The organism is Bradyrhizobium arachidis (genome assembly GCF_015291705.1).
GTDB lineage: Bacteria > Pseudomonadota > Alphaproteobacteria > Rhizobiales > Xanthobacteraceae > Bradyrhizobium > Bradyrhizobium arachidis.
On sequence record NZ_CP030050.1, the window covers coordinates 5910113 to 5935929 of the forward strand.

The 25817-nt window shown below is 65.3% G+C and carries 28 protein-coding genes and 1 tRNA gene; 11 read left to right on the forward strand and 18 right to left on the reverse strand.

The genetic code is table 11. The features are described from left to right. Positions 1-322: 322 nt before the first annotated feature. Both WN72_RS27635 and WN72_RS27640 read right to left on the reverse strand, forming a co-directional pair. The gene (locus WN72_RS27635) at positions 323-928 is read right to left on the reverse strand and encodes an O-linked N-acetylglucosamine transferase family protein (RefSeq protein ID WP_244553931.1); all 606 of its coding nucleotides are present in this window, start codon (positions 926-928) and stop codon (positions 323-325) included. Then, positions 868-1401: an O-linked N-acetylglucosamine transferase family protein gene (locus WN72_RS27640; protein WP_092218821.1), complete on the reverse strand. Its 534-nt coding sequence runs from the start codon at positions 1399-1401 to the stop codon at positions 868-870. Before WN72_RS27640 ends, WN72_RS27635 begins: the two co-directional genes overlap by 61 nt. 593 nt (positions 1402-1994) lie before the next feature. On the opposite strand from WN72_RS27640, the gene WN72_RS27645 reads away from it, so the two are divergent. Next, a tRNA-Ser gene (locus WN72_RS27645) sits at positions 1995-2087 on the forward strand. A 134-nt stretch (positions 2088-2221) separates the two neighbouring features. Here the strand turns inward: WN72_RS27645 and WN72_RS27650 are convergent. Beyond that, on the reverse strand, positions 2222-2443 hold the full coding sequence (locus tag WN72_RS27650; protein WP_092218883.1) for a hypothetical protein: 222 nt from the start codon (positions 2441-2443) through the stop codon (positions 2222-2224). 93 nt (positions 2444-2536) lie between these two features. Continuing rightward, entirely contained in the window at positions 2537-2803 is a 267-nt protein-coding gene (locus tag WN72_RS27655) for a hypothetical protein (RefSeq protein WP_027559612.1), read from the reverse strand. 1297 nt (positions 2804-4100) lie between these two features. Between WN72_RS27655 and WN72_RS27660 the strand changes: the two genes are divergently transcribed. Beyond that, positions 4101-4274, forward strand: coding sequence for a hypothetical protein (locus tag WN72_RS27660; RefSeq protein ID WP_167381080.1), 174 nt, complete (start codon positions 4101-4103; stop codon positions 4272-4274). Positions 4275-4319: 45 nt separating this feature from the next. Here WN72_RS27660 and gatB read toward each other — a convergent pair whose 3' ends face one another. The 8 genes from gatB to WN72_RS27700 form a co-directional block, all read right to left on the reverse strand. After that, positions 4320-5804 (reverse strand): Asp-tRNA(Asn)/Glu-tRNA(Gln) amidotransferase subunit GatB, encoded by a 1485-nt coding sequence (gene gatB, locus WN72_RS27665; protein WP_027559614.1) that lies wholly within the window; start codon positions 5802-5804, stop codon positions 4320-4322. Then, positions 5801-6685, reverse strand: coding sequence for an FkbM family methyltransferase (locus tag WN72_RS27670; protein WP_092218823.1), 885 nt, complete (start codon positions 6683-6685; stop codon positions 5801-5803). Before WN72_RS27670 ends, gatB begins: the two co-directional genes overlap by 4 nt. Continuing rightward, positions 6682-6987 carry a hypothetical protein gene (locus WN72_RS27675; protein WP_092218825.1) on the reverse strand — a complete coding sequence of 102 codons (306 nt, stop codon included), beginning with the start codon at positions 6985-6987 and terminating at the stop codon, positions 6682-6684. Before WN72_RS27675 ends, WN72_RS27670 begins: the two co-directional genes overlap by 4 nt. Then, on the reverse strand, positions 6978-8453 hold the full coding sequence (gene gatA, locus WN72_RS27680; RefSeq protein WP_092218827.1) for an Asp-tRNA(Asn)/Glu-tRNA(Gln) amidotransferase subunit GatA: 1476 nt from the start codon (positions 8451-8453) through the stop codon (positions 6978-6980). Before gatA ends, WN72_RS27675 begins: the two co-directional genes overlap by 10 nt. Next, positions 8450-8662, reverse strand: a complete 213-nt coding sequence (locus tag WN72_RS27685; protein ID WP_092218829.1) for a hypothetical protein — start codon at positions 8660-8662, stop codon at positions 8450-8452. Before WN72_RS27685 ends, gatA begins: the two co-directional genes overlap by 4 nt. A gap of 78 nt (positions 8663-8740) precedes the next feature. Then, on the reverse strand, positions 8741-9028 hold the full coding sequence (gatC, locus tag WN72_RS27690) for an Asp-tRNA(Asn)/Glu-tRNA(Gln) amidotransferase subunit GatC (protein ID WP_007611211.1): 288 nt from the start codon (positions 9026-9028) through the stop codon (positions 8741-8743). Positions 9029-9105: 77 nt separating this feature from the next. Continuing rightward, positions 9106-10182 (reverse strand): NAD(P)H-dependent flavin oxidoreductase, encoded by a 1077-nt coding sequence (locus WN72_RS27695; RefSeq protein ID WP_092218831.1) that lies wholly within the window; start codon positions 10180-10182, stop codon positions 9106-9108. A gap of 22 nt (positions 10183-10204) precedes the next feature. Further along, entirely contained in the window at positions 10205-11209 is a 1005-nt protein-coding gene (locus WN72_RS27700) for an NAD(P)H-dependent flavin oxidoreductase (RefSeq protein WP_244553932.1), read from the reverse strand. A gap of 98 nt (positions 11210-11307) precedes the next feature. Here WN72_RS27700 and WN72_RS27705 point away from each other — a divergent pair, with 98 nt between their 5' ends. Further along, positions 11308-12198, forward strand: coding sequence for a LysR family transcriptional regulator (locus tag WN72_RS27705; RefSeq protein WP_027559621.1), 891 nt, complete (start codon positions 11308-11310; stop codon positions 12196-12198). A 201-nt stretch (positions 12199-12399) separates the two neighbouring features. Beyond that, entirely contained in the window at positions 12400-13335 is a 936-nt protein-coding gene (locus WN72_RS27710; protein WP_027559622.1) for a cyclase family protein, read from the forward strand. An 80-nt stretch (positions 13336-13415) separates the two neighbouring features. Here WN72_RS27710 and WN72_RS27715 read toward each other — a convergent pair whose 3' ends face one another. After that, entirely contained in the window at positions 13416-13631 is a 216-nt protein-coding gene (locus WN72_RS27715) for a hypothetical protein (protein WP_092218835.1), read from the reverse strand. 47 nt (positions 13632-13678) lie between these two features. Here WN72_RS27715 and ruvX point away from each other — a divergent pair, with 47 nt between their 5' ends. Continuing rightward, the gene (ruvX, locus tag WN72_RS27720) at positions 13679-14164 is read left to right on the forward strand and encodes a Holliday junction resolvase RuvX (RefSeq protein ID WP_167381082.1); all 486 of its coding nucleotides are present in this window, start codon (positions 13679-13681) and stop codon (positions 14162-14164) included. A 4-nt stretch (positions 14165-14168) separates the two neighbouring features. Further along, positions 14169-15092: an AEC family transporter gene (locus WN72_RS27725; RefSeq protein WP_027559625.1), complete on the forward strand. Its 924-nt coding sequence runs from the start codon at positions 14169-14171 to the stop codon at positions 15090-15092. On the opposite strand, the gene WN72_RS27730 is transcribed toward WN72_RS27725, so the two are convergent. The 3 genes from WN72_RS27730 to WN72_RS27740 form a co-directional block, all read right to left on the reverse strand. After that, the gene (locus WN72_RS27730; RefSeq protein ID WP_092218836.1) at positions 15089-15853 is read right to left on the reverse strand and encodes a CPBP family intramembrane glutamic endopeptidase; all 765 of its coding nucleotides are present in this window, start codon (positions 15851-15853) and stop codon (positions 15089-15091) included. The two genes, WN72_RS27725 and WN72_RS27730, sit on opposite strands and share 4 nt — an antisense overlap. A 91-nt stretch (positions 15854-15944) precedes the next feature. Continuing rightward, positions 15945-17588 carry an acyl-CoA dehydrogenase family protein gene (locus WN72_RS27735; RefSeq protein WP_092218839.1) on the reverse strand — a complete coding sequence of 548 codons (1644 nt, stop codon included), beginning with the start codon at positions 17586-17588 and terminating at the stop codon, positions 15945-15947. A 20-nt stretch (positions 17589-17608) separates the two neighbouring features. After that, positions 17609-18367, reverse strand: a complete 759-nt coding sequence (locus WN72_RS27740; RefSeq protein ID WP_092218842.1) for a M15 family metallopeptidase — start codon at positions 18365-18367, stop codon at positions 17609-17611. A gap of 180 nt (positions 18368-18547) precedes the next feature. Here WN72_RS27740 and WN72_RS27745 point away from each other — a divergent pair, with 180 nt between their 5' ends. From WN72_RS27745 to WN72_RS27760, 4 genes are all read left to right on the forward strand, one after another. After that, positions 18548-19495 (forward strand): aspartate carbamoyltransferase catalytic subunit, encoded by a 948-nt coding sequence (locus WN72_RS27745; protein ID WP_027559629.1) that lies wholly within the window; start codon positions 18548-18550, stop codon positions 19493-19495. 5 nt (positions 19496-19500) lie between these two features. Continuing rightward, positions 19501-20802 carry a dihydroorotase gene (locus tag WN72_RS27750; RefSeq protein ID WP_092218889.1) on the forward strand — a complete coding sequence of 434 codons (1302 nt, stop codon included), beginning with the start codon at positions 19501-19503 and terminating at the stop codon, positions 20800-20802. Between the two features lie 32 nt (positions 20803-20834). Further along, positions 20835-21431 (forward strand): glycerol-3-phosphate 1-O-acyltransferase PlsY, encoded by a 597-nt coding sequence (plsY, locus tag WN72_RS27755; RefSeq protein WP_027559631.1) that lies wholly within the window; start codon positions 20835-20837, stop codon positions 21429-21431. Between the two features lie 232 nt (positions 21432-21663). Then, positions 21664-22863, forward strand: coding sequence for a patatin-like phospholipase family protein (locus WN72_RS27760; RefSeq protein ID WP_167381083.1), 1200 nt, complete (start codon positions 21664-21666; stop codon positions 22861-22863). On the opposite strand, the gene WN72_RS27765 is transcribed toward WN72_RS27760, so the two are convergent. After that, positions 22855-24099, reverse strand: a complete 1245-nt coding sequence (locus WN72_RS27765) for an amidase (protein ID WP_092218846.1) — start codon at positions 24097-24099, stop codon at positions 22855-22857. The genes WN72_RS27760 and WN72_RS27765 overlap by 9 nt on opposite strands. 116 nt (positions 24100-24215) lie before the next feature. Here WN72_RS27765 and dprA point away from each other — a divergent pair, with 116 nt between their 5' ends. Continuing rightward, entirely contained in the window at positions 24216-25334 is a 1119-nt protein-coding gene (gene dprA, locus WN72_RS27770; RefSeq protein ID WP_092218848.1) for a DNA-processing protein DprA, read from the forward strand. On the opposite strand, the gene WN72_RS27775 is transcribed toward dprA, so the two are convergent. Continuing rightward, entirely contained in the window at positions 25331-25744 is a 414-nt protein-coding gene (locus tag WN72_RS27775) for a winged helix-turn-helix transcriptional regulator (protein WP_092218851.1), read from the reverse strand. The genes dprA and WN72_RS27775 overlap by 4 nt on opposite strands. Positions 25745-25817 lie beyond the last annotated feature (73 nt).

Below are 25817 nucleotides of genomic sequence, written 5' to 3' on the forward strand. Positions count from 1 at the left end.
GGAACAACGCGACTTCGCGGTTACGACACCGTCGAATCGTGGAATCGGCAGGAGACTCAAGACGGGACACGGTCGGCCGCGAACTGGGCATGGCACGGCCGAGACAGCAGCCGCCCAAAGGGCGCCAGTCACCAGCAGATGGACATTCATATAAGTGGCTCGAGGCGATGCTGGGCTAACAGGCGGCCCGCCGAAACGGCCGGCATCCAGGCAACGCCCTCTCCTTACCGTCAGCGTCCTCGAAGCCCGCCCCGGCAGTGGGGAACCCGGGTCTGGGCGGCGCATTCGCGTGAGCAATGGCCGGCGTATTATGCCGGCTTGCTCATCCAAGCGCCTGAATTTCGATAGGCTCCGGCGGCAATCCGGCCTGGTGTCTTTGATACATCGCCTCGTAGGACGCCTCTAAATGCTTGGTATAGAGCGCCGCGTCGAACAGCGATGTTTTCGCGCGGTTTTCTCGCAGCCGGTCGCGAATGAGCTGAAGCCGTTGCTTGTCGAGCGCCAGCTCGATCGCGAGCGCCTCATAGTCCTCGCGTGTCCGCGTGATCAGTTCAGGTAGGCCCGCGGCGTCAAGCAAGCTCGCGGCGACGCGGCCTGCGAAACCATTTCCGATTTGCGTCAGGACCGGCGGACCGGCCCACAACGCATCGCTGGCCGTCGTATGCGCGTTGTATGGCAGCGTATCCAGGAACAGGTCGGCAAGGCGATGGCGCGCTAGATGCTCCGATGACGATGGAAGACGCCTAGCGAACACCAGGCGATCTGGATCGATACCGCGGCGTCCCGCTTCCTTTCTCAGGTTGGATTTTGCGTTTTCCGCCATGTCGGACAACCACAACACCGACTGGTCCACACGCTTGAGGATATTCATCCAGCTGCCGAAGACGGATGGATTGATTTTGTAGGCATTATTGAAACCACAAAACACCGTCCATTCCAGCCGCAAACCGTGATCGGCCCTGTCGCAGGTGATCTGGTCGACGGCCTGCCCCCTGACATCGCGCGGCATGAAACTGCCGGGCAGCGCACGACTTTCTCTTCGAAGAACCGGTCGTTCGATGCCGGCACCACGACGCGATCAGCGATGATGTAATGCGAGAGATCCTTGCTCCCCAACGTTCCCGCGAATCCGAGGTAATTGACGACGATCGGCGCCGGGCCGGAGGCAAACAGGGACAGCCTGGCATTCTGCGTATGCCCGGCGAGATCGACGAGGATGTCGATCTGCGCATCGTTGATCGCCTGCAGGATGTCACTGTCGGTCTTGTGCTGACAATCGATGAAGCGGTGGAAGGAGCCTTCCAGCCGCTTGCGCAGATCGCTGTCATCTCCCGGGCCAATCGAAAAGGCGTAGGTCTCGAAGCGATGGGTGTCGTGGCTCTCGAAAATGCCGGCGGTCATTCGCTAAGCCCATTCCTCCCTCGGATCATCCGCTCAATCATAACAACCGCTCCGGTGAAGGCATAGCAACCGGCCGGGCCGGCGCTCGTCCAGTCCAATTGGCAAGGCGCGTCGTCCTCGCGTCGTCGACCTCTCAGCCAACAGCTTGCGCCGCGCAACCGGAACCTGACTAAGAAGCTGCCTGTACACGCTCCCGAGCACCGTTGCACTTGTCAGAGGTGGAGCTTTCCCGGTCCCTTGCTCTGCGCGGGCCTGCCCTGATGCACAACAGTCCTTCGGGTCAGCAGCTCGGGCCTCGAAGGCGAAAGAGTGAAGCGGGGCAATGCCCATGGCCGACTAGGCACCCCAATGAAATTTTGCGAATAAAATCAAATCCTTGCCTCTATCAAAGACGATTGAAGGTGAGAAATCGCCCTGCGCCAGGCGCCAAACGCTCTGTTCAGCATCCGTTCTTTTGAACGTCCATCCTCAGCCCGTGGGCAGCCATTCTGATGGCTCATCCCGACCGCTACGACATCGCTGGGAATAATCGAGCGCAAACACGCCCTTCCAAATTGACCGTGCCTACAAAATCGATACATAAGGCTCGCACCGGAGAGGTGGCCGAGTGGCTGAAGGCAACGCTTTGCTAAAGCGTCATACGGTCTCAAGCTGTATCGAGGGTTCGAATCCCTCCCTCTCCGCCATCCACCAGCGGAATCTAGCCCGGCTCGGTTCTTTCACCTGAAGAGCTCGTGGCGCCGGCGCAGAAAGCTTGGCGCAAGGACGCGCGCGGCTGAGCTCAGCCGATTCGCGTTCTCTTATATATGTGTGCCCACACCTAGGTGCCGGATCGCCAGATCCGCCAATGCGAGGGCGCGATCAGCACCGCCTCGCCGGCCCAGACATTGAACCAGACGCCGGCTCTGCGCCGGCAGGGAAAGGTGAGCGGCAAAATGCCGGTCTTGTGCGGCCGTCCGAGTTCCAGATCGCAATCGTCGGGCGCGATCTGAATCGGCAGCCTGTGACCCGTGACCGAGTCATTCTTGTCGGGGTTGTTCATGCCGTACGAGTTCTGAAGCGGCGGCACGATGCTGGGCTTGATTCAGCGCAACCAAATCGCCCGTGAGAACACGGGCCGGATGCGATGCCCGGCTCAGTGAGCCGAAACCCACGCCCTCGCATCGCGCTGGGCGGCCGCGATCTCGGCATCCGACATCTGGCCCGCGACTTCCTGGCGCAGCGCCACGGCGTCCTTGCGGCCCTTCAGCGCGGCGAGATTGAACCATTTGTGCGCGGCGACGAGATCGACGAGGCCGGAGCGGCCGCTCGCCCAATAGATCCCGCGCTCGAACAGCACGTCCGACAGCGCGCTCGCATCGATCGGCGTCGCGGTCTCGATATCGAAAGTACCCTGAAACATAACGCATCCCCTTTTTGTTATGCCGCCTCGTTCCCCCGAGCGCGGCTCCCGTCCAACTCTGATGTGCATGACCCTTCCCGGGATCGTGCACTGTTCAACTCATCCCCAATGCCGTTTGCCGGCTTGTTGAAGGCGATGATGGCGGGCAAATTTGAATGGCAGTTTAAGTATCGCGATGAAGCAGACGTAAACGCGAGCGCGCCATCCGCGCGCTGAATTCAAGAAGTCCCCGTTTTGCAGGCACTTCTGCGATTCGTCAGATTCGGTTTACCTTGGGATTTTGGGACATCGATAACCATCGCGCGCAGTGGCGCGCGTGCTGCGGTTACAATTTGTGGGAGCGGATCGCTGGAAAGGCGCGGGTCACCGCCGCGTGCGGCGGCACCGGCGCCCGTCATCCCGACCGGCGCAGATCGAGGCGCGAGAATCGATCGCAGTGGCTTTGCACCGAGCCCGCGCGAAGGCCGTCGCAGCGACAGCTCGCCGCAGCCCTCACCCGCCCCAAAGGCAGTGCGGCCATGCAGTGCGGCCGAGGCAGCGCGACGACGTCGCGGTCAGATCAGCAATGTGAGGGAAAGGGAATGCCGGCAATACCCCGGCCTCAACAGAACGAGGGCGTCGGCGAACACGTCAGGATCAGATTTCACGTTGGCCCGAAGGGCGCTTGTGAAATTGCGGAGCCCCTTACGGAGAACCGCACCGAACGAAGAAAACTTGTTTCTTCTGCCGGATCGTCAAGGAGAACGATCCGACCGTTGACCTGATGTCTCGCCGACACCCTCTATCGTCGACCAGAACCTCTGGGAGGCGCTGATGACGTGCCGGCCGCTTTAAGAGCCGGCAACTTCAGAAGCGAAGTTACTTCTTCTTCTTCGCGACCTTGCGGGTCTTCTTCGCAGTCTTCTTCACTGCGCTCTTCGCCTTCTTCGCCTTCTTCGCTTTCTTGGCCATGTTGCCCTCCGATGTGTGAGATGGCTTTAATCGCTGCGCGCATTCGGGGATCGAATGCACTCACCCCGAATACACCAACACGACGAAAAAAACATCTTCTGACTTAAGGAAGTGTTGACGGCGCAGTGCGCGTGCGCCAGCCCCGCCTGATTTGCCGGCGCGCAGAGACACGTGTCCGCAATCGCAAATGCTTCGCGCAGCATCGACGTCGGCGAGCGCAGCGATTGCAAGAAAACCCTATGCAGCAAGTAATATTCTGCGCACGCGCATCATGCGTGGTCAGTGCGATGACGCGCGCTGCAACGCGCGCGATCGCGTCGCGGGGCAGAGTCGCGGACTCTGAGTCGTGAATTTTGGCAACGAAATTATTTTCATGCTTAACGGCGGAAGCGCTCGTCAGATCGTCTGCAAGTCGCCGTTTCGCGCGAATCGCGCGGGCCGCGATTCGGTGGCACTGCGCGCCCTTGAGCGGATGATGATCGCCGTCGATGACGCGCGCGGGCGTCGCATCGCAAGGTGAAGCGAGGTGACGAAGCATGTCGTCACCTCGTTCGAACGCGTGAGGCTAGACGCCGAGCTTGGACTTGAGCAGGTCGTTGACGCTCTGCGGGTTGGCTTTGCCGCCGGACGCCTTCATCACCTGGCCGACGAACCAGCCGAGCGACTGCGGCTTGTCCTTGACCTGCGCGGCCTTGTCGGGATTGGCCGCGATGATGTCGTCGACAACCTTTTCGATCGCCGAAAGATCCGTCACCTGCTTCATGCCGCGGCTTTCCACCAGCGCACGGGGATCGCCGCCCTCCTGCCAGACAATCTCGAACAGATCCTTGGCGATCTTGCCGGAGATCGTGCCCTCGCCGATCAGGTCGATGATCCCAGAGAGCTGCTCGGCGCCAACCGGAGAGCCCGCAATATCCCGCCCCTCCTTGTTGAGGCGGCCGAACAGCTCATTAATCACCCAATTCGCCGCCATCTTGCCGTCGCGCGCGCGGTTGGCGAGCTTGTCGAGCACCGTCTCGTAGAACACCGCGCTCTCACGCTCGGCGACCAGCACGCTCGCGTCATAGGCCGACAGGCCAAAGTCTGCGACAAAGCGCGCCTTCTTCTGGTCCGGCAGCTCCGGCAGCTTCGCCTTCAGCTCGTCGACGAACTCCTGGCCGAACTCAAGCGGCAGCAGGTCGGGATCGGGGAAGTAGCGGTAGTCGTGCGCCTCTTCCTTGGACCGCAACGACTGCGTTTCGCCCTTGTTGGGGTCGAACCGACGCGTCTCCTGCGCGATCACGCCGCCATCCTCGATGATCTCGATCTGGCGCCGCGCCTCGTACTCGATCGCCTGGCCAATGAAATTGATCGAGTTCATGTTCTTGATCTCGCAGCGCGTGCCGAGCGGCCCGCCGGGCTTGCGCACGGAGACGTTGACGTCGGCGCGCAGGTTTCCCTTCTCCATGTCACCGTCGCAGGTGCCGAGATAGCGCATGATCGAGCGCAGCTTGGCCACATAGGCCTTGGCCTGCTCGGCGTCGCGGATGTCCGGCTTTGAGACAATCTCCATCAGCGCCACGCCGCAGCGGTTGAAATCGATGAAGGACAGCGACGGCGACTGGTCGTGCAGCATCTTGCCGGGGTCCTGCTCCAGATGCAGCCGCTCGATGCCAACGGTAGCGGTCCTGCCGCCCTCGAGCTCGACGATCACCTCGCCCTCGCCGACGATCGGCGACTTGTACTGGCTGATCTGGTAGCCCTGCGGCAGGTCCGGATAGAAATAGTTTTTCCGGTCGAACACCGAACGCAGATTGATCTTTGCGTTGAGACCGAGCCCGGTCCGGACAGCCTGCCTGACGCATTCCTCGTTGATCACGGGCAGCATCCCCGGCATCGCGACGTCCACGAGCGACACGTGGCTGTTCGGTTCACCGCCGAAGGCAGTGGACGCGCCCGAGAACAGTTTCGCGTTCGAGGTCACCTGGGCATGGATCTCCATGCCGATGACCATCTCCCAATCGCCGGTTGAGCCTTTGAGGAGCTTGTGGGAAGTGGCAGGTGCGTTCATGGCATAACTCGTTTGTTGGCTGCGCGCCGGTCGCTTGCTTCGAGAAGCCCGTTCAGCGACTGAAACACGTCGGCCGGCCGGCGTTGCGCGATCTCGCCGCGGCCCATCACCTCGATCTCTCCGAACAGCGCGTCGACCTCCGGCGAAGACGCAAACACGAAGCCGTCGAACGAGGTGCTCTGCTCTTCGAAATCGCTGGAGATCTCGACACGGTAGCCGTGCGCCTTGAGGCGATCGACGACGTCGTAGTGGAGGGCCTGCGAATGAGTTGCAACGAAGAGATAATCGACGCGGCGCTTGCTCAGCACGCTCTCCGCGCCCTGCAACATCTCGACCTCGAAAGCCTGGATATCGGCATGCAGGATGTCGAGGCGCTTGATCTTCCGGTCCCGGAAAAAGGCGTCGACCTCGAACTTGCCGGTGCCGACGAAGGCCTTGATGAACTCGCCCTTCAGTCCGTTGCGCGCGAAATTGTCCTGACCGGTCTTGAGGCAAGCGGGGTCGGGCTCGACCAGGATGACCTCTGCCTTGGGCCGCGTCCTCTTCAGCCACATGGAATAATGGCTCCAATAGGCGCCAAGCTCGATCATCGCCGGCGCCTCGCCGAGCCGCTTCAGCAACTCCTGGAAGACGTATTCCTCCAGCGGCTCATGGACGCCGCGATTGATGATGAGCACACTGCTGAAGGGGCCGTAATACGCCCCCGGCCCGATGCCCGGGACCTTCAGGCCGTTATGTAGATAGACCTGGTCGCCATCGATGAGACCGGCCATCGGGACGCGCTCGATCAGGAGGTTGAGCGGATCGGAAACGATCTCGCGAAAGCGGCCGAACAGGTCCTCCGGCTTCGCCTTGGCCCCCTTGAAACCTGGCTCGCTCATGTGCGCGCACTCCCCTCCAGCGCGGTGACGATCCGCTCCCATTCCGCCTGCAGCGAATCCTTTGCTGCGGGCTGCCCGGCCTGGCGGTACCAATAGCCGGCATTGCCGAGATCGCCTTCGACGCGGTGCAAGTACGCGTGCACCCAGGCCGCCTCGCGGCTGCTCTCGTCCTGAACGATCTTGTGCGCCTGGTCCCAGTCGCCCTTTGCCGCCCACCAGAGACCCGTGAGCGGCGCGCTCAGCTCCGGCGCGGGCGCCGCGCCGTCGAGGCTCGCGATGAAATCAGCGACATTCACCACCACCTCGCGGGCGTGAAGCGGCCGGCGGCCTGCTCGATCACCTCACCGAGCGAGAACAGCGTCTCCTCATCGAATGGACGGCCGATCAGCTGCAGCCCGAGCGGCAGACCCTGCGAGTCCTTGCCGGCGGGCACGGCGATGCCCGGCAGGCCCGCCATGTTCACGGTCACCGTGAAGATGTCGTTGAGATACATCTCGACGGGGTCGGCGCCGCCCTTCTCGCCGATGCCGAAGGCAGCTGACGGCGTCGCCGGCGTCAGGATCGCGTCGACGCCCTTGGCGAAGCTATCCTCAAAATCCTTCTTGATCAGCGTGCGCACTTTCTGGGCGCGCAAATAATAGGCGTCGTAATAGCCGGCCGACAGCACATAGGTGCCGATCATGACGCGGCGGCGCACCTCCGCGCCAAAACCTCCGGCGCGGGTGTTCTCGTAGAGCTCTGTGATGTTCTTAGCTTGCTCGCGCAGGCCGTAGCGAACGCCGTCATAGCGCGCGAGGTTGGAGGAGGCTTCCGCGGGGGCCACGATGTAATAGGCCGGCAGCGCGTATTTGGTGTGCGGCAGCGATATCTCGACGAGCTCTGCGCCCGCGGCTTTCAGCCAGGCCGCGCCCGCTTCCCAAAGTTTCTCGATTTCGGCCGGCATGCCGTCGAGACGATACTCCCTGGGGATGCCGATCTTCATGCCCTTCACGGACTTGCCGATCGCGGCCTCGTAGTCCGGCACCGGGATGTCGACCGAGGTCGTGTCCTTCGGATCGTGGCCGGCCATCGAGCGCAGCAGCATCGCGGCATCGCGCGTTGTGCGCGCGATCGGACCTGCCTGGTCGAGCGAGGAGGCAAAGGCGACGATGCCCCAGCGCGAGCAGCGGCCATAGGTCGGCTTGATGCCGACGGTCGCGGTGAACGCCGCCGGCTGGCGGATCGAGCCGCCGGTGTCGGTCGCGGTCGCGCCCATGCAGAGCAGCGCCGCCACGGCCGAGGCCGAGCCGCCGGACGAGCCGCCCGGCACCAGCGTCGTGTTGCTTCCCTCGCGCCGCCAGGGATTGCCGACGGGACCGAAGCACGAGGTCTCGTTCGCCGAGCCCATGGCGAACTCGTCATTGTTGAGCTTGCCGAGCATCACCGCGCCGTCGCGCCAGAGCTGCGAGGTCACGGTGGACTCATAGGTCGGCACGAAATTGCCGAGGATTTTTGAGCAAGCCGTGGTGCGCACGCCCTTGGTCGCGAACAGGTCCTTGATGCCGAGCGGGATGCCCGCGAGTGGGCCCGCATCACCGTTGGCGAGCTTTGCGTCCGCCTCGCGCGCCATGCTGCGCGCCTGGTCCGGCGTCTCCATCACGAAGGCGTTGAGCACGCGCGCGGCTTCGATCGCGTTCAGATGCGCGTCGGTCAGTTCGAGCGACGTGAAAGTCTTGTCGGCGAGACCCTTGCGGGCCTCGGCGAGCGTCAGCGATGTCAAATCGGTCATTTATTGATCGGGCTGCAGAAGAACGGGGACAGGGTCTTGTCGTTGGCCGGGTCGTCTTTTTTGGTGGCCGCATTGGCGGCGGCCTCGAGCTCATCGAGCACGGCATTGACGGCGACATTGAGATCGGCAGCCTTGCCCTGCCGCTCCATCTTGTCGAGGTAGTTCATGTAGGCCTGATAGGCCTTCTCATCGTCGCAAAGCAGGCACATCGGACCACGTCCTGAGACTCTTTATTTGACGCGTTTTCTTCACGCGAACCGGGCTCCACTTCGCTCGAAAACGCTATGCTACTCGACGACCTTCGGCACCAGGAAGAAATGCCCCTCGGTCGCGGGCGCGTTGGCAACGATATCGTCGGCGATCTCGCCGTCATTGACCACGTCCTGCCGCTTCTTCATCTGCATCGGGGTGACCGAGGTCATCGGCTCCACGCCCTCGACATTGACCTCCGAGAGCTGCTCGACAAAGGCGAGCATGGCATTGAGCTCGCCCTGAAGATGCGGAACCTCGCCCTCGGAAACCGCAATGCGCGCCAGATGCGCGATGCGGCGGACGGTAGCGGCGTCGACGGACATTATATAAGGCCTCTCAAGGCAAAACCTATGTGCCGTATAGCAGAGGCCGCTTTTGCGCCGCAACCGGCCCTGGCGCCCTATCCAGCCACCGCTTTTAGGCGGGCCAAGGCCGATTTGGCGAGATCCCGGGTCAATTCGGCCGCAGGGACCTCGCGGCCGAGGGCGACGGCCTGGCCGGCCCAGAGATTGGTGAAATCCACCCTGCCCTGCTTTTCGGCAGCCGTCTTGAGCGGCCCGAGCGCCGTCGCGGCATGGGGGAACGGCGGCGCATCCGGCGAGATCGGACCGGCTTCGCGCATCAGGCGGTTCTGCACACCGCGCGCCGGGCGCCCGGTCATGACATTGGTGATGACGGTGGAATCGTCCCGCGCTTCAGCGAGCGCCTTGCGCCCGCCTGCGCTGACCTTGGATTCCGGACAGCGCAGATAGGCGCTGCCGATCTGCACGCCGGATGCCCCGAGTGCGAAGGCTGCGGCAATGCCGCGCCCGTCGGCGATGCCGCCGGCCGCGATGACAGGCACCTTCACGGCATCGGCGACCTGCGGCACCAGCGCAAATGTGCCGGGCTGCTCGGCGATCTTGTCGGTCAGGAACATGCCGCGATGGCCGCCCGCCTCGGCGCCTTGCGCGATCACGGCATCGACGCCGCGCTGTTCCAGCCAGACCGCTTCCTTCACCGTCGTCGCGGAGGAGATGATGAGGCAACCAGCCGCCTTGACGCGCTTGAGCAGCGCGGACTCCGGCAGGCCGAAATGGAAGCTGACGACCTCCGGCTTCAGCTCCTCGACGACCTCGCAGAAGGCGGCGTCGAACGGCGCGCGGTTCGCAGCGGCGACCGGCGCCGCCGGATCGAGCCCGTGCTCGGTGTAATAAGCCATGAGCCGCTGCTTCCAGCGCGCTTCGGCCTCGGGCGTGAGATCGACCGGCGTGTGGCAGAAGAAGTTCATGTTCAGCGGCGCCTTCACCCGCTGGCGGATGATGTGGACCTGCTCGCGCGCCTTTTCCGGCGACAGCAGCGCACTCGGCAGCGACCCCAGCCCGCCGCCTTGTGCCACGGCGATCACCAGCTCCGCATCCATCACGCCGGCCATCGGCGCCAGCACGATCGGGAATTCGGTCTTGAAGAGGTCGATCAGTCGACGGTCAGGCCACATGGTTGTTCTCTCTCGTTGGTCCTTACCCTCCCCGGGAGGGGGAAGAATTCTGTGCCGCGACTATCGAATTGCGCCGCCCAGCGAGCAGCTGCTCCGCCTCCACCGCAATCCGCTCGACGATCTCGGCCGCCGGTGAAATATCATGGATCAGTCCGACCGCTTCGCCCGCGATGACGGCGGCGACATCAAAATTCCCGGAGGCTTTCGCCGCGGCATACTCCGCCGCGACTACGGCGACATTCTGCATCAGCTCGACCTCGCGACCGATCCAGCGCCTGGCGTGATCGTTGACCAGACACCGTCCCGTGAACGGCGCCGGCCAGACATTGTTGCGGGAGAGATCGAAGATGATGCCGCGTACGGTCGAGCCGCTGTTCGCCGCGCAGATGCGCCGCTTGGCTTCCTCGGCACCATCGGCCTCCTGGCTCGCATAGAACCGCGTACCGAGCAGCACGCCGCTCGCGCCCAGCATCATCATCGCAGCGAGCCCGCGTCCATCGGCGATGCCGCCGGCCGCCACCACGGGCACGCGGCCCGCGGCGAGATCGACGATTGCGGGCACGAGATCGACGGTGGTGCGGGAGGCACCATGACCGCCCGCCTCCGTCCCCTGCGCGATCACGATGTCGGCGCCGGCATCGAGCGCCTGCCGCGCCATCGCTTCGTCCTGCACCTGGCAGATCAGACGCGCGCCTGATGACTTGATCCTGCGCGCGAACGGCGCGGGATCGCCAAACGATAACATGATCGCGGATGGCTTTGCGGCAAGCGCGACATCGAGAAGCTCCGGCCGTTTCGCGAGGCTCCAGGTGATGAAGCCGATGCCGAACGGTGCCGACAGTCGCGCGAGCTTCGCCGTCTCCTGCTCCAGCCACGCCCGCTCGCCATAGCCGCCGCCGAGAATGCCGAAGCCGCCGGCGCGGCTCACGGCCGTCACCAGACGGCTGCCGGCGACGATGTCCATCGGCGCCAGCAGGATGGGATGCCTGATCTCCAGCAGCGTGGTCAGCGAGGTCGTCATTGGCACGGCGCTTCCTCCGATCTGGACAGCAAGACTAGGGCCGACTAGCATTCTCGAAAAATGAATTGTTGCGAACGTAGCCATCTCGAAAGCGAAACGACGCCATGGAACTCAGCGACATCCAGACCTTCGCCGCGGTCGCTCGCGCCGGAGGCATCACCCGCGCCGCGGAAGAGCTGAACACCGTGCAGTCCAACGTCACCCAGCGCGTGAAGGCCCTGGAGGCGGAGATCGGCACGGCGCTGTTCGAGCGCCACAGCCGCGGCATGACGCTGACCGGCGCCGGCAAGCGCCTCCTGCCCTATGCACAACGGATGGCGGCGCTGTCGCGCGAAGCGCTGCTCGCCGCCCGCGACGACGGCGAGCCGAAAGGGCCGCTGGCGATCGGCTCGATGGAGACGACGGCAGCGGTGCGCTTGCCGCCGCTGCTGGCTGATTTCCACCGCCGCTTTCCAGCCGTGCGGCTCTCCTTGCGCACCGCGACCACGGCCGACCTCGTCGCCGGCGTGCTCGAAGGCGCGCTCGACGGCGCCTTCGTCGCAGGTCCCATCGCGCATGCCGACCTCACGACGACCAGCGCGTTCCGCGAAGAGCTGGTGCTGGTCAGCGCGCGGCGCTGGGCCTCGCTTGCCGAGCTGCGCGCCGGCACGCCGGAGTCGGGTCCCACCGCGCTGGTGTTCCGCACCGGCTGCACCTATCGTCAGCGGCTAGAGCAGGTGTTCGTCGAGTTCGGCTGGCCGTCGGCCGCACGCTTCGAACTCGGCACGCTCGACGGAATGATCGGCTGTGTCGCCGCCGACATGGGCGTGACGCTGTTGCCGCGGGCGGTCGTCGAACGCAGCGCGATGAACGGCAGCGTGTCGATCCACGCGCTCAGCGCCGCGCATGCGCGGGTCGAGACGCTCTTCGTCCAGCGCCGCGCTGGGCATCAATACAGCGCGCTCCAAGGCTTCATCGCCTGCCTGAAGAAGGACGACGACGTCATCGCGGCCTGACGCGGCGCGAACGTTCCACGCGACGAAATTCGTCACAAATCCATCGCGCTTGAATCAATCCGCGCTGCGTTCAGCCGCCGCATCGCAGCACATCGAAAAGCTTTGAAGCCCGCGATCATTCTACGTTAGGATGAGCGACTGGCCAGCGCGAAACCATAATCGAAGCCAAAACATCGGCAAGAAACACTGGGAGGACTATCGATGCGCAATACGCTCGTGTTGTGCTGCGTCGCCGCGTTGTCGGCGATATCAGGGACTGCAAGCGCTCAGGACTGGACCAAATCGAAATGGGGGCCCAACGACGAGATCGGCGCCGCCAACTACATGACGCCCGACCTGGTGGTAAAGGCAGCCTCGCTGGTGAAGACCGGCAAGACCTACGCCCTCGGCATCCCCGTCACGCCGCAGACGCCGGCCTATCCGCCGCGCACCTTCAAGCTCACCATCGTGCAGCCGGGACAGGCCGGCAGCCCGGGTCTCGGTCCCAACAAGGCCACCTACAATGACGACATCCTCGACACGTGGGTCGGCATCGGCAGCCAGCTCGACGGTCTCGGCCATCTCGGCGTCGAGCACGTCTATTACAACGGCAACAAGCTCGCCGATTTCGCCGACCCGAACGGGCTGAAGAAGCTCGGCATCGAGAAGGTGCCGCCGATGGTCACCCGCGGCGTGCTGCTCGACATGGCCGCCTACTTCAAGACCGACGTGGTGAAGGAAGGTACCGCCTTCAACGTCAAGGAGATCGAGGAAGCTGCCAAGCAGCAGAACGTCGAGATCCGCCAGGGCGACGTCGTCATCTTCCACACCGGCTGGCTCAGCCTGATCGGCAAGGACGACAAGCGCTACTCGGCGGGCGAGCCCGGCCTCGGCGTCGAAGGCGCGAAGTATCTCACCGGCAAGGGCGTCGTCGCCATCGGCGCCGACACCTGGGCGCTCGAGGTGCTGCCGTTCGAGTCCAAGAACGTGTTCGAGGTGCACCAGATCCTGCTCGCGATGAACGGGACCTACATCCTCGAGAACATGGACACCGCGGCGCTTGCGCGGGACAAGGGCTATGAGTTCCTGTTCGTGCTGGGCCAGCCGCGCTGGACCGGCGGCGTGCAGGCGATGATCAACCCGATCGCGATCCGCTGATCTCGATCGCGATCCGCTGATCCAAGACCCGGGCGAGGAATCCGCCTGCCATCAGGCAGGCTCCTCGCCCGATCCCTCCGTCAGCGCGGCCTCAGATGCCATCGACGCAGCGCGACGACGGCCCAGATCGCCTCGACCAGGCCGAACGGCCAGGCGCCCTGGAGAAAGCCGTAGGCCGAGCCGAGCGCGCAGGAGCCGGCGAACAGCAGCACGTACCAGTGGCTGCGGTCCTCCAGGGCATAGCAGACCAGCATCGCCGTCACGGCAAACAGGCCGAATAGTGTCAGTGCGTCCATCGTCGAGGGTTCACTCGGAAGCGTTGCGCGTGATATGCGCTAAATCCATGCCGGCTCTTATCCTGCCTCTCGTCGATGCTGCAACCCACTGGCCCGAACGCGGCGCGCTGGTCGGACTTGATCTGGGCACCAAAACCATCGGCGTGGCCGTGTCCGACCCGGACCAGCGGCTCGCCACCGGCGTCGAGACCATCCAGCGCAAGCAGTTCAAGCAGGACGCCGCCCGGCTGCTCGCGATCGCCGCCGAGCGCAAGGCGGCCGGCTTCGTGCTCGGCCTGCCCATCAACATGGACGGCAGCGAGGGTCCGCGCGCGCAATCGACCCGCGCCTTCGCCCGCAACCTCGCCGGCCTGACCGCCCTTCCCATCGGCCTCTGGGACGAGCGGCTGTCGACCGCCGCGGTCGAGCGCGAGTTGATCGGCATGGATGTCAGCCGCGCCAAGCGCGCCGAGGTGATCGACGAGCACGCCGCGATCTTCATCCTGCAAGGCGCGCTCGACCGCCTCGCGAACTTGCGCAACGGAGCCGGCTGACCCCATGGCCGTCGTGATCGCGGCGCTGCTGCCGGTCTTCATCCTCATCGTGTTGGGCGTCGTGCTGAAACGCACGCTGATGCGGCTCGACACGCAATGGCACGGGCTGGAGCGGCTGACCTATTTCGTGCTGTTTCCGATGCTGCTGATCCAGACGCTGGTGAAGGCGGACCTGTCGAAAGTGCCGGTCGCCGGCGTCGGCGGCGCGCTCTTGCTGTCGGCGCTCGCGATGTCGCTGCTGTGCCTGGCGCTCCGCCCGGCCCTGTCGCGGCTCGACATCGACGGCCCGGCCTTCACCTCGATCTTCCAGGGCGCAACGCGCTGGCAGACCTATGTCGCGCTGTCCGTCTCCGCCAATATGTTCGGCGATGTCGGGCTGGCGCTGGCTTCCGTGGCGATGGTCGCGATCATCCCCCTGGTCAACGTCTTCAGCGTCGCCGTGCTCGCGCATTATGCCGCGCCGGAAAAGCAGTCCGCGCGTGCGATCGTCATGACGGTGATCCGCAATCCCCTGATCTGGGCCTGCGTCATCGGCCTCGTCATCAACGTCATCCATTTGCCGCTGCCGAAAATCTGGCACGAGGTGGCCGATGCGCTCGGCCGCTCCTCGCTCGCCATCGGCCTGCTTGTGACCGGCGCGGGATTGCAGCTCAGCGGCCTGCTCCGCCCGAGCATGGGCGCGAGTATCGGCGTGGCGTTCAAGCTGGTGCTGATGCCCGTGCTCGCGCTGGTGCTCGCCGCCTGGTTCGGGTTGACAGGCAACAGCCTTGCGATCGTCGCGATCTGCGCGGCGGTGCCGACATCGCCCAGCGCCTATGTGTTGGCCCGCCAGATGGGCGGCGATGCGCCGCTGCTGGCGCAGATCATCACACTACAGACGATCCTGGCCGCAATCACGATGCCGGTCACGATCGCGCTGGTTGCCTAGCTCCCCAGCCACATCGTCAGCACCACCGCGGTCAGATTGTTCAGCGCATGCAGGATGATCGTGAGCCAGAGCGAGTTCGCGCGATAGCGCATGTAGCCGAACCACAGGCCGATGCTGAAGACCTCGGCGAGGAAGTACATGTCGTATTGCAGATGGACGATCGTCCACACCAGCGACGACAGGACGATCGCGCCTGGTACGCGCAGGAAGCTCGCCGACCAGCCGCGGAACAGAAAGCCGCGCGCCAGCACTTCCTCCGACATCGGCGCCGCCACGCTGAAGGCGATCAGCAGCATGAGTGCCGCGCCCTTGTCGCGGCCCGATTTCAACAGATCGGTCATGAAGCCCGGCGTCGCCTCGCGGCCGAGCGATCGCGACACGACCTCCCAGGCCAGCACGATCAGGACGAGACCGACCGCGCCGAACAGCAACTGCCTCCAGGACGGCCAATAGAGCGCGAGGTAGTCGGTGAACGACGCCTTCTTGATGCGGATGGCAAGCCACACCGCCGCCAGCGTCGCCGGCAGCCCCATGATCACCGAGAGCGCCAGCGCCTGGGGCTCGTGACCGATCGACTGGAGCGAGGCGAGGTCCATCGGCAGGCCACGCAGCACCACCAGCAAAACGATAGCGCCGATCTGCCCGACGAACATCGCGACGAAGATGAGCAGGCCCCACAGCGCCGTGCCCCAGAACTTCCAGACGCGCGGCGGCGCGGGCGTCTCGATCAGCGGCGGATGGTCGGGATTGAGGGAGTCCATCAGAGGGCTTTCGTTGGGTAACGCAAACTATCAAGAGATCGTCATGCCCGGGTCAGGCCCAGCCATGACGTTGTGGAGAGACCGCGCCCACTCACGGCAGCGCCCTCGCGAGCAGCGCGCGGATGTCGCCGCTGTCCAACTCGACCGCGCCGTACATGCTGGCGTGATTGGCCGCGAGACGCGTGGCGGCGAAGAGTTCGGCGTGGCGCGACGAGACGCCGTTAAGCGCGGCCGCAGCCGCAAGCAGCGCGAGCTTCTCGACCGCCAGCCGCGCTACGCGTTCGCCATCGGCGCGGAGGAACGTCTTGCCGACGAAGGTGGCCGCCTCGCCTGCCCCGGGCAGCCCCTTCGTCTCGGCCGCGAGCGATTGCATCACCGCCATTGCCGCCTCCGGCTCGCGCGAGAGCGCGCGGAGCACGTCGAGGCACATCACGTTGCCGGAACCTTCCCAGATCGCGTTGACCGGCGACTCCCGGTAATGCCGCGCCAAAATGCCGTCCTCGACATAGCCGTTGCCGCCGAGGCACTCCATGGCTTCATAGAGGAAGCTTGGCGCGCTCTTGCACGTCCAATATTTGATCGCGGGCGTCAGCAGCCGCATGTAAGCCGCCTCCGCCGCATCGTGCGGCGTGCGGTCGAAAGCGCGGCAGAGCCGCATCACCAGCGCCGTGCTCGCCTCGACATGCAGCGCCATGTCCGAGAGCACGGCCTGCATCAGCGGCTGGTCGGCCAGATGCTTCTGGAACACGCTGCGGTGACGGGCGTGATGCAGCGCATGTGCGAGCCCCGAGCGCATCAGGCCGACCGAGGCAATCGCGCAATCCTGCCGCGTCAGCTGCACCATCTGGATGATGGTGCGAATGCCCTTGCCCTCCTCGCCGACCCGTTCCGCATAAGCGCCGACGAACTCGACCTCGGAAGACGCATTGGAGCGGTTGCCGAGCTTGTCCTTCAGCCGCTGGAACTGGATCGCGTTGACTGATCCATCCGGCGCAAAGCGCGGCATGAAGAAACAGGTGAGCCCGGCATCTGCCTGCGCCAGCACCAGGAACGCATCGCACATCGGCGCCGACATGAACCATTTGTGGCCGGTGATGCGATAGGCGTCTCCGTCGCGCTCCGCGCGCGTCATGTTGGCGCGCACGTCGGTGCCGCCCTGCTTCTCGGTCATACCCATGCCGAGGGTCATGCCGCGCTTCTCCGACCACGGCACGAAGCGCGGATCGTAGCTCTTGGTCGACAGCACCGGCATCACACGCGCGAGCAGATCGGGCTGCATCGCCAGCGCGCCGACCGAGGCGCGCGTCATCGTGATCGGGCAGAGATGGCCGGTCTCGACCTGCGCGGCCATATAGAATTTTGCCGCACGGATGACCTCGGCAGCATCGCCCGCCGGCTTGCCGTCGGCCGTCCACGTCGAATTGTGCACGCCGGCGTGCGCACTGTGCGCCATCAGCTCGTGATAAACAGGATGAAACTCGACCTGGTCGCGCCTGTTGCCTTTGGCGTCGAAGGTCCGCAGCTTCGGCGTGTTCTCGTTCGCCGCGCGCCCGCGATCGGCCATCGCCGCCGAGCCCCAATGCTTGCCGAACTCGGACAGCTCCCGCTCCGCCACAGCGCCGCCATTGGCCTTCACGGCTTCCACCAGCGGCCGGTCGACGGCGAACAGATCGACGTCCTCGAACGGCGGCGACTGGTTGAAGACCTCGTGGGTCGCAAAGCTGGGCTGGGTCATCTTGCGTCCTCGGCGCGGAATCAGTTCCGCCGCGGCTGGATCGGGAAATCATAGGCCGCCCCGCCCGCCCCCGGCAGGGAAAAATGCCACCACTCCTTCGAATAGTTCACAAAGCCTTGCCTCGCCATCGCAGCCACCAGCCGCTTGCGCCAGGCGCGCTGCTCGGCCGTGATCGACGGTGCCGCGGTATGGCCTTTCGCGTCGGTGCAGTCATAGCCGGTGCCCATGTCGACGCTGCCTTCCGGCAGCCGCGCCGCGACCGGCGCCGTGCAATCCGCATAGGTCTTGGACGGATCGATTCTTGCGGAATTGTCGGCCTTGAGATCGACCAAGGTGAGGTCGAGCGCCGCACCGGTGGAATGCTGCGAGCGGCTCGCGATGTAGCCGAGCCGGAACAGCTCGGTCTTCGGGATCTTCGGATTGTAGCGCCGCTCGGCGGCGGTCTCGTTGCCGTTCTGCGACCACTTCACCATGTCGAGCGAGGCCCGCGCCGGCCGGTAGCAGTCGAACATCTTCAGCGACAGGTTTTGCGCCGCCAGCTCCGCTTGAACCGCCTTCAGCCGCAGCCCGACCTCGCGCTTCACCACGCATTCGCCGGCGCCGTAGCCGGCGAGCGGACGGCCGACGAAATTATTGGCGGTGGCGTAGCGGATATCCTGGATGATGCGGGGATCGACGTCGCGGAGATAGACGAAGCCGCCGGGGAGCGATTGGGCGTGGGTGGGTGAGATTGAGGCGATCGCGACAAATGAAATCAAAGACGTTCTGATCAAGCGCATTCGCTCTCCCCTGTCATTCCGGGGCGGCTCGACGAGCCGAACCCGGAATCTCGAGATTCCGGGTCTGGCGCTTGCGCGCCATCCTGGAATGACTTCGCGACCGACAGATCAGGGGATAACTCCCGTCCCGCCGATTGGCCCTTGCCCACCCCGCCATCCCCGCCTATAGCTCTGCTTTTAATGACATCGAAATCGACCTTCGTCCTCGGCCACCGGCATTTGCTGGGCATCGAGGGCCTTTCCGCGGCCGACATCACCGGCCTGCTCGACCTGTCCGAAGAATATGTCGAGCTCAACCGCCAGGTTGACAAGAAGCGCACCGTCCTGCGTGGACGGACGCAAGTAAACCTCTTCTTCGAGGCCTCCACCCGGACCCAGTCCTCGTTCGAGCTCGCGGGCAAGCGGCTCGGCGCGGACGTCATGAACATGTCGGTGTCCTCCTCGTCCATCAAGAAGGGCGAGACGCTGGTCGACACCGCGATGACGCTGAACGCCATGCACCCTGATATCCTGGTGGTGCGCCATCACGCCTCTGGCGCGGTGGAACTGCTGGCGCGCAAGGTCGACGGTTCCGTGATCAATGCCGGCGACGGCGCGCATGAGCATCCGACCCAGGCGCTGCTCGACGCGCTCACCATCCGCCGCAACAAGGGCCGGATCGAGGGGCTCGTGATCGCCATCTGCGGCGACGTGCTGCATTCGCGCGTCGCCCGCTCCAACATCATCCTGCTCAACGCCATGGGCGCCCGCGTCCGCGTCGTCGGCCCCTCAACGCTCTTGCCGCCCGGCATCGAGCGGATGGGCGTCGAGGTCGCGCGCGACATGCGCGAGGGCCTCAACGGCGCCGACATCGTGATGATGCTGCGGCTCCAGCGCGAGCGCATGAACGGCTCCTTCGTGCCGTCGTCCTCCGAATATTTCCATTACTTCGGGCTCGACCAGAAGAAGCTCGCCTACGCCAAACCGGACGCGCTCGTGATGCATCCAGGTCCCATGAACCGCGGCGTCGAGATCGACACTGCGGTTGCCGATGGCGCGCAGTCCCTGATCCGCGAACAGGTCGAGATGGGCGTCGCCGTGCGCATGGCGGTGCTGGAAGCGCTCGCCCGCAACTTGCCGAACGCGTGATGCCGATGCTGACCGACCGCCGCCCCGTCCTGCTCGCCAACGCCCGCGTCGTCGACCCCAGCCGCGACTTCGACGGCGTCGGCGACGTCCTCATCGCCGACGGCATCATCCGCGAGACCCGCCGCGGCATTGGCGCGGCCGGCGTCCCCGAGGGTACCGACATCGTCAACTGCTCCGGCAAGATCGTTGCGCCCGGCCTGATCGACATGCGCGCCTTTGTCGGCGAGCCCGGCTTCAGCCACCGCGAGACCTTTGCCTCCGCCAGCCAGGCGGCCGCGACCGGCGGCATCACCACCATCATCTGCCAGCCCGACACCTCTCCGGTGATCGACAATTCGGCGACCGTCGACTTCGTGATGCGCCGCGCCCGCGACACCGCGATCGTCAACATCCAGCCGATGGCGGCGCTGACCAAGGGCATGCGCGGCGAGGAGATGACCGAGTTCGGCCTGCTCAAGGCTGCCGGCGCGGTCGCCTTCAGCGACGGCGACAGGAGCGTGACCAATTCGCAGGTGATGCGCCGCGCGCTGACCTACGCCCGCGACTTCGACGCGCTGATCGTGCACCACACCGAGGACCCCAACCTCGTGGGCGAAGGGGTCATGAACGAAGGCGAGTTCGCCTCGCGGCTCGGCCTGATGGGCATCCCAAAGGCAGCCGAAGCGGTGATGCTGGAGCGCGACATGCGCCTCGTCGCGCTCACCGGCGGCCGCTACCACGCGGCATCGCTGACCTGCATCGACTCGCTCGAGATCCTGAAGCGCGCCCGCGACGCCGGCCTCGCCGTCAGCGCCTCGGTGTCGATCAACCACCTTGCGCTGAACGAGAACGACATCGGCCCCTACCGCTCCTTCCTGAAGCTGTCACCGCCGCTGCGCACCGAGGACGACCGCCGCGCGCTGGTGGAGGCGATGGCCTCAGGCCTCGTCGACGTCATCATGTCCGACCACAATCCGCAGGACGTCGAGGTCAAGCGCCTGCCGTTCGCGGAAGCCGCACCCGGCGCCGTCGGCCTGGAGACCATGCTGCCCGCAGGTCTTCGGCTCGTGCACAATGGCGAGATGGAACTGGCGACGCTGATCCGGGCGATGTCGACCCGGCCCGCCGAGCTGCTTGGCCTCCCAGGCGGAACCCTGCGCACGGGCGCCCCGGCCGACCTCATCGTGATCGATCCGGATACGCCCTGGATCGTCGATCCCGGCGATCTCAAATCGCCCTGCAAGAACACCCCGTTCGACGAGGCCCGCTTTACAGGCCGCGTGGTGCGCACCATTGTCGGCGGACGGACGGTGTACGAGCATGTCTGACGTGCGCAGCTGCGGCCAGGAACTTTGCAACCATGGGGCTTGAAGCATTTCTGCCGGTGGCCTTCGTCATCGGCTACCTCCTCGGTTCGATTCCGTTCGGGCTGATCCTGACGAGGCTCGCCGGCACGCAGGATATCCGCTCGATCGGCTCCGGCAGTATCGGCGCCACCAACGTGCTGCGCACCGGACGTAAGAGCCTTGCCGCCGGCACCTTGCTGTTCGATGCGCTCAAGGGCACCGTGGCGGTCGTGATCGCCGGCTACATCGCAGGGCCCAATGCCGCGATGGTGGCCGGGCTCGGCGCCTTCCTCGGCCATCTCTTCCCGGTCTGGCTGAAGTTCAAGGGCGGCAAGGGTGTCGCCGTCTATATCGGCATCCTGCTCGGCCTGTTCTGGCCGGCCGCACTGGTGTTCTGCCTGCTTTGGCTCGCGACCGCCTTCACCACCCGCTATTCTTCGCTCTCGGCCCTGGTGGCGTCCTTCATCACGCCGATATTCCTGTGGTGGTTCGGCCACCTCGCGCTCGCCTCGCTGTTCGCGGTGCTGACGCTGCTCTTGTTCTACGCCCACCGCGAGAACATCAAGCGGTTGCAAGCGGGCAAGGAAAGCCGGATCGGAGAAAAGGCCTAGAGCATGATCCGGACCCGAAGGGCCGCGTGAGCGCAAAGTGTGCAGCGGTTTTCCGTAGAGATCATGCTCACACTATAATCAACATCCGGAAAAAGTACGGATACCGCCGCACCACCTCCGCATTATATGCCAAATTCTGTTCGCAACTCCGAAGCTGCTCGCGGCCGGAGTGGCGAACGAGCTCCAGGCCTGTCATGCTGACAGAGAAGATGGCGTTACGCGGTTGCTCAGAATGAGCGAGAAGATTGACGGCACGCATGACGGGGTCGGTTTGCGAGGTGCTTCCAGCACCGCGGCAAGCCGGCTGCTCTCGATGACCAATATCTGGTCCGATGCGCCCTTGCCGCCCCCTGAGCCCGAGCCGGCACCTGTCCCTCCACCACCGCCGCCTGCTCCCGTCGCGAAAGCCGTCGCTGCAGTCGAGGTCACGACCGCGGCCGCACCCGTCGTGCGCGATCAGGTCCGCTCCGAACAATGGCCGCCCCGAAAACTGTCGCTGGCGCTTCAAGGCGGCGGCACCTTCGCGGCGTTCACCTGGGGCGTGCTGGAGCGGCTCCTGGAGGAGCCGTCCATCGCATTCGACACCGTCAGCGGCGCCAGCGCCGGCGCCATCAATGCGCTCCTGCTCGCCACTGGCCTTGCCGAAGGCGGACGCGAAGGCGCCCGTTCACGGCTGAACCGGTTCTGGGTCCGCCTGATGCACGAGGCCTCGTTCCGCTCGCTGATGCTGGTCGGTGGCTTCTCGCCGGCGGGAAGCTCGGTCGCGTTCGGCCCGACGCTGCGCTCGGGCCAGTTCGACCCGTTCGACCTTGATCCGCTGCGGCAGGCGCTGTCGCGCGACATAAATTTCGCCATCTTGCGCGATGCGGCCTGCCCAAAGCTGCTGATCGCGGCGACGCGAATCCGCGACGGCCAGCAGCAGGTCTTCCGCAACGAGGCAATCACGGCCGACGTCGCGCTGGCCTCGACCTGTCCGCCCCTGGTTCATTGCGCCGTCGAGATCGACGGCGAGGCCTATTGGGACGGCGGTTTTGGCGGCAACCCGCCGCTGGTGCGGCTGGTGCAGGAATCTGCAACCGCAGACCTCCTGCTGGTCCAGGTCACGCCGGCCCGCGACAGCTACGTACCGATCACGCTCGCCGCGATCGACCGCCGGCTCGACCAGATCGCCGCCAACGCCGCGCTCAATGCCGAGATCGCCGCGATCGCATGGGCGCAGCCGCACATCGCACCTGCGCTGCGGCTCTCCCGGATCGCGGCCGAAGACTCCGTTGACGGCCTCGCACAGCGCTCATCGACCGATCTCGGCCGCGGCTTCATCCGCACGCTGCACCGGAGCGGCCGTGAGGCCGCCGAGCGCTGGCTCGGACAGGACGCGACAGGCGCCGAAGCCCAACGCACCATTTCCGTCGCAGAACCTGCGCTAGCCTGATTTCACCAGCGCGTTCTCCAGGAACCACGCCGCGGCCAGCGCGCCCGGGTCGTTGCCGAAACGCGCGATCACCTGCACGCCGATCGGCAGGCCACCCGCCTTCAGCACCGGCACGTTGACGCAAGGATTGCCCATCAGCGTCCAGAGCCGGTTGTAACGGGGATCGCCCGTGGTCGCGAGCTCCTTGGCCGGCGGCGTGCCCGGCGCCGAATAGGTCAGCAGCACATCGACGTCCTCGAACAATTCGCCGAGCTCGCGGCGGCCGCGGCGGCTGATCCGCCTGGCCTCGTCATAGTCCTTTGGCGTCAGCCCGACCGACGCATCGAGGCTGGCGCGCAGCATCGGCGCGATCTCGTCGTGGCGCTCGGTAAATTCCCAGGCGAGCGCGCGATGCGCCTCGAACTCCTGGATCACCGGATGGATGCGCCAGGCCTCCTGCACCGCTTCAGGTAGGTCGATGTTCTGCACGCTGGCGCCGGCCTTCTCGGCCGCCTTGATCGCGGCTTGCAGCCCCTCTTCGGCGGCCGGCTCGACCGCGCCCGCGAACTCCTGCCTGACCACGCCGATACGCGGCGACTTCGCCGGCACAATGCCGGAGAACTCGCTGCGGCCCGTGATGGCGAGCAGTCCGCGCGCAAGGTCCTCCGCGCGCGCACCGAACAGGCCGACCGTGTCCAGCGCCCACGAATAGCACTTCACGCCGACCGTCGGCAGCATCCGGAACGACGGCTTGATCGCGGCCGTGCCGCAATAGGCCGCGGGCCGGATCACCGAGCCGCCGGTCTGGGTGCCCAGCGCCAGCGGGATCATGCCGGCGCCGACGGCTGCCGCCGAGCCGGAGGACGAGCCGCCCGGCGAATGGCCGAGATTGTGCGGATTGAGCGTCGGCGTCGGATCGCGCGAGGCAAACGCGGTCGTCGTGGTCTTGCCGATGATGGTGGCGCCTGCCCGCTTCAGCATCATCACGACAGGCGCGTCCGAGCGCGGCTGCCAGCCGCGATAGATCTCCGAGCCCATCTCGGTCGGGAAATTCGCGGTGTCGATGATGTCCTTGATCCCGACCGCAATCCCGCGCAGCGGGCCGGCGGCTTGCGCCTTCGCGGCCTTGTCGTAGCGGACGAAGGCGCGGACGTCCTTCTCCTTGCTCTCGATCGCCGCGAGCGACTGGGCGATGGCGGCGTCGGGCGAAAGTTCCCCCGCTTCGATGCGGCGCTGGAGGTCGGCGAGTGAGATCATGGCAAAATCCTTCTTATTGGGATCGCTTTTAGCATCGGGGCAAGGTCGCGCAAGCGCACGTCGCTGTTGCGCAACGCCCTCAGGTTGTTCCATGCTGCTCCCACAAGGAGACCGGCGTGGACGCCATCAATCCCAGCGTGGAGCTGACTGAAGCCGAGCGGACTGACCGCCTGCGGCTGATCCGCTCCGACAATGTCGGGCCGCGCACCTTCCGTTCGCTGCTCGATCATTTCGGCAGTGCGCGCGCCGCGCTGGAGCGGCTGCCTGATCTGGCGCGCCGCGGCGGGGCGCAGCGGTCGGGACGCATCTGCAGCGCGGATGAGGCAAAGGCCGAGCTCGCCGCGAGCCGCAAATTCGGCATTGCCTGGCTCGCGCCCGGCGAGGACGGCTATCCGGCGCGGCTGGCGATGATCGACGATGCACCGCCTCTGCTCGCCGTGCGCGGCGATGACGCAAGCTTGATGCGCCCGATGATAGCCATCGTCGGCTCGCGCAACTCGTCCGGTGCAGGTCTGAAATTCGCCGGCCAGCTTGCGCGCGAGCTCGGCGAAGCCGGCTTCATCATCATCTCGGGGCTCGCGCGCGGCGTCGACCAGGCCGCGCACCGCGCGAGCGTCGAGAGCGGCACGATCGCCGTGCTCGCCGGCGGCCATGACCGCATCTATCCGCCCGAGCATGGCGACCTACTCACGGCGATCCTCGACCAGAGCGGCGCAGCGATCTCGGAGATGCCACTCGGTCACGAGCCGCGCGCCCGCGACTTTCCCCGCCGCAACCGGCTGATCTCGGGCGCCGCGCTCGGCGTGATCGTGGTGGAGGCGGCGCACCGCTCGGGCTCGCTGATCACCGCGCGCATGGCGGCCGAACAGGGCCGCGAGGTGTTCGCCGTCCCCGGCTCGCCGCTCGATCCGCGTGCCGCCGGCACCAACGATTTGATCAAGCAGGGCGCAACCCTCGTCACCGAGGCTGCCGACATCATCAACGCGGTTCAGCCGATCATGGAGCGGCCGCTGATGAGTCCTGCGAGCGAGCCGGACAGCGAGCCGTTCGAGAGCGATCCACAAGGCCATGACCGCGACCAGATCACCGGCCTGCTCGGCCCGGCGCCGATCTCGATCGACGATCTCGTGCGGATGTCCGGCGCCTCGCCTGCAATCGTGCGCACCGTACTGCTGGAGCTCGAGCTCGCGGGGCGGCTCGAGCGCCATGGGGGTGGTCTCGTTTCGCTTCTTTAGTCGCCGTCGTTGCGCCGATCGAACTGCCTACGCGCAGCCTCGATCTGCATCAGATGGTCCATGGCCCACTGTCCGAGCGCCTTCACCGGCTGCTGCAGCCCTCGGCCGAGATCGGTCAGCTCGTAATCGACGCGCGGCGGAATGGTCGGAAAGATCGTGCGCGTGACGAGGCCGTCGCGCTCGAGGCCACGCAAGGTTAATGTCAGCATCCGCTGCGAGATGCTGCTGATCATGCGCTTCAGTTCATTGAAGCGCTTTGGCCCGTCGCTCAGGTTCATGATGACGAACACGCTCCATTTGTCGCCGACCCGCGAGAGGACCGACGCCACGCCACGGCAGTCGGCATGGTCGGGATGCGGCCGCGGCGGCGCAGGCAAATCGGTGTGTGCAGGTTTCAATGATGTGCCCATGGCTCAAAAAAGTGCGTTCTTGCGGGGATTTCGACAGTCACTCATGTAGTCCGGGTTACAAATCTATACCATG

Excerpts from the sequence above, each read along its gene's own strand:
- WN72_RS27640 (WP_092218821.1), bottom strand. The coding sequence starts at position 1,401 with ATGACCGCCGGCATTTTCGAGAGCCACGACACCCATCGCTTCGAGACC.
- WN72_RS27650 (WP_092218883.1), bottom strand. The coding sequence starts at position 2,443 with ATGAACAACCCCGACAAGAATGACTCGGTCACGGGTCACAGGCTGCCG.
- WN72_RS27655 (WP_027559612.1), bottom strand. The coding sequence starts at position 2,803 with ATGTTTCAGGGTACTTTCGATATCGAGACCGCGACGCCGATCGATGCG.
- gatB (WP_027559614.1), bottom strand. The coding sequence starts at position 5,804 with ATGAACGCACCTGCCACTTCCCACAAGCTCCTCAAAGGCTCAACCGGC.
- WN72_RS27670 (WP_092218823.1), bottom strand. The coding sequence starts at position 6,685 with ATGAGCGAGCCAGGTTTCAAGGGGGCCAAGGCGAAGCCGGAGGACCTG.
- gatA (WP_092218827.1), bottom strand. The coding sequence starts at position 8,453 with ATGACCGATTTGACATCGCTGACGCTCGCCGAGGCCCGCAAGGGTCTC.
- WN72_RS27685 (WP_092218829.1), bottom strand. The coding sequence starts at position 8,662 with ATGTGCCTGCTTTGCGACGATGAGAAGGCCTATCAGGCCTACATGAAC.
- gatC (WP_007611211.1), bottom strand. The coding sequence starts at position 9,028 with ATGTCCGTCGACGCCGCTACCGTCCGCCGCATCGCGCATCTGGCGCGC.
- WN72_RS27695 (WP_092218831.1), bottom strand. The coding sequence starts at position 10,182 with ATGTGGCCTGACCGTCGACTGATCGACCTCTTCAAGACCGAATTCCCG.
- WN72_RS27705 (WP_027559621.1), top strand. The coding sequence starts at position 11,308 with ATGGAACTCAGCGACATCCAGACCTTCGCCGCGGTCGCTCGCGCCGGA.
- WN72_RS27710 (WP_027559622.1), top strand. The coding sequence starts at position 12,400 with ATGCGCAATACGCTCGTGTTGTGCTGCGTCGCCGCGTTGTCGGCGATA.
- WN72_RS27715 (WP_092218835.1), bottom strand. The coding sequence starts at position 13,631 with ATGGACGCACTGACACTATTCGGCCTGTTTGCCGTGACGGCGATGCTG.
- ruvX (WP_167381082.1), top strand. The coding sequence starts at position 13,679 with ATGCCGGCTCTTATCCTGCCTCTCGTCGATGCTGCAACCCACTGGCCC.
- WN72_RS27725 (WP_027559625.1), top strand. The coding sequence starts at position 14,169 with ATGGCCGTCGTGATCGCGGCGCTGCTGCCGGTCTTCATCCTCATCGTG.
- WN72_RS27730 (WP_092218836.1), bottom strand. The coding sequence starts at position 15,853 with ATGGACTCCCTCAATCCCGACCATCCGCCGCTGATCGAGACGCCCGCG.
- WN72_RS27735 (WP_092218839.1), bottom strand. The coding sequence starts at position 17,588 with ATGACCCAGCCCAGCTTTGCGACCCACGAGGTCTTCAACCAGTCGCCG.
- WN72_RS27740 (WP_092218842.1), bottom strand. The coding sequence starts at position 18,367 with ATGCGCTTGATCAGAACGTCTTTGATTTCATTTGTCGCGATCGCCTCA.
- WN72_RS27745 (WP_027559629.1), top strand. The coding sequence starts at position 18,548 with ATGACATCGAAATCGACCTTCGTCCTCGGCCACCGGCATTTGCTGGGC.
- WN72_RS27750 (WP_092218889.1), top strand. The coding sequence starts at position 19,501 with ATGCTGACCGACCGCCGCCCCGTCCTGCTCGCCAACGCCCGCGTCGTC.
- plsY (WP_027559631.1), top strand. The coding sequence starts at position 20,835 with ATGGGGCTTGAAGCATTTCTGCCGGTGGCCTTCGTCATCGGCTACCTC.
- WN72_RS27760 (WP_167381083.1), top strand. The coding sequence starts at position 21,664 with ATGAGCGAGAAGATTGACGGCACGCATGACGGGGTCGGTTTGCGAGGT.
- WN72_RS27765 (WP_092218846.1), bottom strand. The coding sequence starts at position 24,099 with ATGATCTCACTCGCCGACCTCCAGCGCCGCATCGAAGCGGGGGAACTT.
- WN72_RS27775 (WP_092218851.1), bottom strand. The coding sequence starts at position 25,744 with ATGGGCACATCATTGAAACCTGCACACACCGATTTGCCTGCGCCGCCG.